The following is a 4,152-nucleotide window of genomic DNA, read 5'->3' on the forward strand; positions in this document are numbered from 1 at the left end:
GCATGGATCTCTTACTTCGACGAATTCTGGATCTCGAAACTGAAAAAATTAGAAAACTTATTAAACAGCAAACTACATAACTAACTAAGATTAAACATATGAAAACACTCGATTTTACCACATCCATACTGGTACACCAAAGCCCAAAACAAGTTTTCGACGCGATCAGCAATCCTCAGGATTGGTGGCCCGGGGAAATTATCGGCAGTGCAAAAAAACTTAACGATGAATTCAGTTATCGTTACGAAGAATTTCATTTAACAAGGCAACAAGTAGTCGAAATGATACCTGACCAAAAAGTAGTATGGCTTGTTACAGAAAGCCAGATTAACTATGCGGAAGACATCAACGAATGGACAGGGACGAAGATCATTTTTGAAATCTCTGAAGAGGGAAACAAGACAAGGCTTTGTTTTACCCACCAGGGATTAGTTCCCGAAATTGAGTGTTTCGACAGTTGCTCGAACTCATGGAGCCAAATCATTCAGCAAAGCTTATTCAGCCTGATTACCACTGGTGAAGGTAAGAAGATTGTATTGGCCTGATTTATTAGAATCATAAAAATAAAATAAACAATATGACTGACGAACAATTAATATCAAAATTTCAAGAAATAGAAAATGCTTTTAATGAAGCAGTAATTTCTAATAGCGTTGAAAAGATCAAAAAGTGTATAACAGGCGATTGGGTTTTAGTGGACAGCCAGGGGGGAATAATTCCTCAGGAGGGTTTTTTTAGCGTTCTGGAGCAAGGTTTACTTTCCCATTCAACCATGACAAAAGAAATCCTAAGAGTAAAAGTCTATGGTGACATAGCTTTGGTAACTGGCCGCGGACAAAATACCGGAACCTGGAAAGGTCAACCGATGGAAGCTGATGAGTGGATTACTGATGTATATAAAAAGCAGGATGAAAGTTGGCTTTGCGTATTAACACATCTAACACCTGTAAAAAAATAAATGGATCATACCCACCAGTCAGGCAATCAAACCACCACCATCTCGCCCAAATACTGACTCGTACTTACCCTGTCTCCTGTTTCACTGGTATAGAACATATAACAATGAACCGCATCGCCGGCAAAGCTGACCGGCAGTTGCAATAACACCTGCCGGTCAGCTCGCAACGCACTATAGACAAAGCTTACAAACTGTTGTTTACCAAGGTCATAAATAATGAAAATCCCTTCCCTGCTACCTTCCGGCCCCGTATTCGCCTCAATCGTCTGAATCCATTCCCCTCTGACCACCTCAACAAACCCACAATGCCCAATCCTTTTCAAATCACTGAAATAAATCCCAAACACCAACCCTGGCCTAGCCTGTGCTAAACTTGTTTCAGTATCATCCCGCCACTTTTAACCACCTGATCTTCTCCGAAGTTTCTCCGAAGTTTTCCCCGACACTTTCTCCACAGTTTTCTCTATCCTGCTGTTTTCTTGGCTTTCATATTTAGTACTGTTTAGAATAAACCAGGTTTGGAGTTAAATTTCCCACCCCGTTAACGTTCTATTTTTTTTCCTGCCGCAACCGCTGATAATCCTCCAGTGCGATCCGGATGCAGGAGATCACCATCGCAGGATCATCGGAATGCACGAAATGTCCGGCACCGGCACTGTAAAAGACCTTTCCATAAGGTGACTCTCCTGCGATCTTAGCATATCGCTGAAAGGCCCTGACTTGCCGGGCACGAAAATAGGCTTCATGGTCAAATTCTTTGATGCGCTGTTCCGGTGCGACGCCGAACTTACCCCCAATAATGAACTGTATGGGGATAACAGGTAATTTGGAGCCCGAGATTTCCTTCCAGTCAGTCCATCGGAGTTCTCCAAGGACTTCCAGCTCCCTCACCGGGGTTGTATCTGCCGCAGAAGTGACTTTTGGTTTGCTCAGGCGGTTAGCAGTGAAAGCATCAATCTGTTGAGGGGTTCTGCCAATGTCCCGAAGCGGCTCATTGAAAGCCTCACGTGTCTCAGTAAAATCTCCGGGATCTAAAAAAATCAAACCGGCCAAATCATCCGGATAGTAGATGGCGTATCCCCGGGCATACACTGCACCTGTGTAAACACCGTCAATTTTTTACCGTCCACAGGAACCTGGCGGTTAACTCCATCTCCTGAATTCAATTGTGCGATGGACGTGCTTGTCGTCAGGCAGGCGAGCAGAATTAAGATCAGCTGTTTCATATCAGTTTATGTTTAAAGTAGATAAGTCAAATATAAATAGAAAAAACTTTATAACTAATTTATTAGTTATATTAAATAAGATATATATATTGTTTTTCATATTTTTCATCTCTACAGAACTTACTATATTGTCAGGGATAATAGAACTAACTTCCTTCCTAATGATTTACATCACACAACTCATCTATCTCAAGGCCGGACAGGAAACAATTTTCCATCAGTTCGAAGATGTCGCCATTCCTATAATTGCCAGGTATAACGGCAAGTTGCTGCTACGGATCAGACCAACTGGCGAAACGATCATAGAACATAACATGGACATTCCTTATGAAATACACCTGGTAGAATTCACTAGCGATCAGGACTTTGAAAATTTTAAAAAGGATAAAGAACGTGAACAGTTCCTACACCTGAAAGAGCAGTCAATTCAAGCCGTCTTATTGATCAAAGGTTCTTCCTTTTAACCTTTGTTGCCCGCACATCTTTTAATACCGAATGTCTTCTTTTTTAAGATCTTTTCATCCACAAATGCGGTCTGAAACTACTATCCTACACCACATAACACCCCAACTAAAATACTAATTTTTTTAGCTTTTTTCTTGAATTATGAAAATTAATAAGCTAGCTTTGTGCTACCTAAAGGCCCGTATTTCAACGAAGTAAATTTGAAAAGTTTGGAATCTGGGATTTGAAAATAACGTTGAGATATGATAGAACTGATTTATTTTTCAAAGGGCGAAAACCAGAAGAAAGCCTACCATATAATGCAGCCGCGCCGGGGTGAGCCCTGGCAGATCGTGGATGGCGATGAACTAATCGGCACCATGGAGAAATTGCAGGGCCTCTGGAATTTATGCGGTGTTGGCGAAATCCCTGCGGGCCTGTGTACAGAGCTGGCTGAACTGATCGAATCGCAGCATTTTAACCATCTGCCGGAGGATATCAAAACGCACTGGCCGGGGAAGGTGCTGGAGGTAGTTGTAAAAAATGATGCGGAATACCTGGTAATTTGTAAACCGGAAACTGATCTGGAAAGGTTTGTAAAACTGTTCTCTGCCTATGCGCCTCACCTGCTGAAAGATGAATGGCCTATAGTTTTTAAATTATACGATGCAGAAATGAATGAAGATTTGGAGGTGACAGTCCAGGGAAGAAAGTTTTAAAAGTTTGCCTGTGTTTATCTGGTGGCCTTCACCCTCACCTCTTACATCGGCTGGCGGGAAGTAATCTCACCGCTCAAAAAAATCAAAACTGACAAAAATGGTTTTGCTGTTGTGGAGCTCTTTACATCGGAGGGATGTTCCAGCTGTCCCCCGGCTGATAAAGAATTAGCATTTTGTACTAGAAAATCCCAATGAATTCTCCCTGCTTGCCTGCAATCTGGTTACCCCAGGCCAGAATGGCATTTAAGGCCGGAACAAATGTCTTTCCAAAGTCTGTTAAACTGTATACGACCTTTACCGGCGGTTTATCCCCAAAGACTTTACGGTCAATCAATCCGTCCTGCTCCAGTTGTTTTAACTGCAGGCTTAAGGTCATTTCTGTGATCCCATTCATCTCTTTGAGCAATTGGCTGTAACGTTTAGACTCATCTTTCAGGTGATAGAGAATGACTGTCTTCCATTTTCCGCCCACCAGGTCCATGGCCATACTAACGGTACATGGATAGAGTTTATCCTTCAGCTTTACTTTGTCACCTATGCATTCCGCTTTCATATTGAAAAAAATCACACCTATCTGGATTGATAGTTATTGCAAATTTAAATAGCTCTAAATAGTTTTGCAACTATAATTTTTATAGTTTAAAATCATGACAACAAAAATGGAACATCTCCCGCTCATTACAATAGTTGGCGTATTGGGCAAACAGGGGTTTAGTGCAGCAAATTCGCTGCTTTCAAGCGGACGTTACCGGGTGCGTGGAATTACCCGGCGGGCGGATTCTTCTGCCGGCCAACAATTGATTGC

General features: G+C 42.0%; 9 protein-coding genes. 5 read left to right on the forward strand and 4 right to left on the reverse strand.

The features are described from left to right. Positions 1–98 precede the first annotated feature (98 nt). Both VK541_RS06220 and VK541_RS06225 read left to right on the forward strand, forming a co-directional pair. Positions 99–545, forward strand: a complete 447-nt coding sequence (locus VK541_RS06220; RefSeq protein ID WP_324367994.1) for an SRPBCC domain-containing protein — start codon at positions 99–101, stop codon at positions 543–545. A gap of 32 nt (positions 546–577) precedes the next feature. Continuing rightward, positions 578–958, forward strand: a complete 381-nt coding sequence (locus VK541_RS06225) for a nuclear transport factor 2 family protein (RefSeq protein WP_324367995.1) — start codon at positions 578–580, stop codon at positions 956–958. Between the two features lie 26 nt (positions 959–984). Here VK541_RS06225 and VK541_RS06230 read toward each other — a convergent pair whose 3' ends face one another. From VK541_RS06230 to VK541_RS06240, 3 genes are all read right to left on the reverse strand, one after another. Then, on the reverse strand, positions 985–1,281 hold the full coding sequence (locus VK541_RS06230) for a DUF6266 family protein (protein WP_324367997.1): 297 nt from the start codon (positions 1,279–1,281) through the stop codon (positions 985–987). Between the two features lie 226 nt (positions 1,282–1,507). Continuing rightward, positions 1,508–2,011: a hypothetical protein gene (locus VK541_RS06235; RefSeq protein WP_324367999.1), complete on the reverse strand. Its 504-nt coding sequence runs from the start codon at positions 2,009–2,011 to the stop codon at positions 1,508–1,510. Next, a complete protein-coding gene (locus tag VK541_RS06240) occupies positions 1,999–2,184 on the reverse strand; it encodes a hypothetical protein (RefSeq protein ID WP_324368001.1) in 186 nt (61 codons plus the stop codon). Before VK541_RS06240 ends, VK541_RS06235 begins: the two co-directional genes overlap by 13 nt. 161 nt (positions 2,185–2,345) lie before the next feature. Here VK541_RS06240 and VK541_RS06245 point away from each other — a divergent pair, with 161 nt between their 5' ends. The 3 genes from VK541_RS06245 (at position 2,346) to VK541_RS06255 (ending at position 3,542) form a co-directional block, all read left to right on the forward strand. Next, positions 2,346–2,648 carry a hypothetical protein gene (locus tag VK541_RS06245; RefSeq protein ID WP_324368003.1) on the forward strand — a complete coding sequence of 101 codons (303 nt, stop codon included), beginning with the start codon at positions 2,346–2,348 and terminating at the stop codon, positions 2,646–2,648. Positions 2,649–2,891: 243 nt separating this feature from the next. Further along, positions 2,892–3,347, forward strand: coding sequence for a hypothetical protein (locus VK541_RS06250; protein WP_324368005.1), 456 nt, complete (start codon positions 2,892–2,894; stop codon positions 3,345–3,347). A 111-nt stretch (positions 3,348–3,458) separates the two neighbouring features. After that, complete coding sequence (locus VK541_RS06255; protein WP_324368009.1) at positions 3,459–3,542, forward strand: DUF1223 domain-containing protein; 84 nt, start codon at positions 3,459–3,461, stop codon at positions 3,540–3,542. On the opposite strand, the gene VK541_RS06260 is transcribed toward VK541_RS06255, so the two are convergent. Beyond that, positions 3,526–3,900: a helix-turn-helix domain-containing protein gene (locus VK541_RS06260; RefSeq protein ID WP_324368007.1), complete on the reverse strand. Its 375-nt coding sequence runs from the start codon at positions 3,898–3,900 to the stop codon at positions 3,526–3,528. The two genes, VK541_RS06255 and VK541_RS06260, sit on opposite strands and share 17 nt — an antisense overlap. Between the last annotated feature and the right edge of the window lie 252 nt (positions 3,901–4,152).

The sequence above is a fragment of the Pedobacter sp. genome, assembly GCF_035317785.1.
Lineage (GTDB): Bacteria > Bacteroidota > Bacteroidia > Sphingobacteriales > Sphingobacteriaceae > Pedobacter.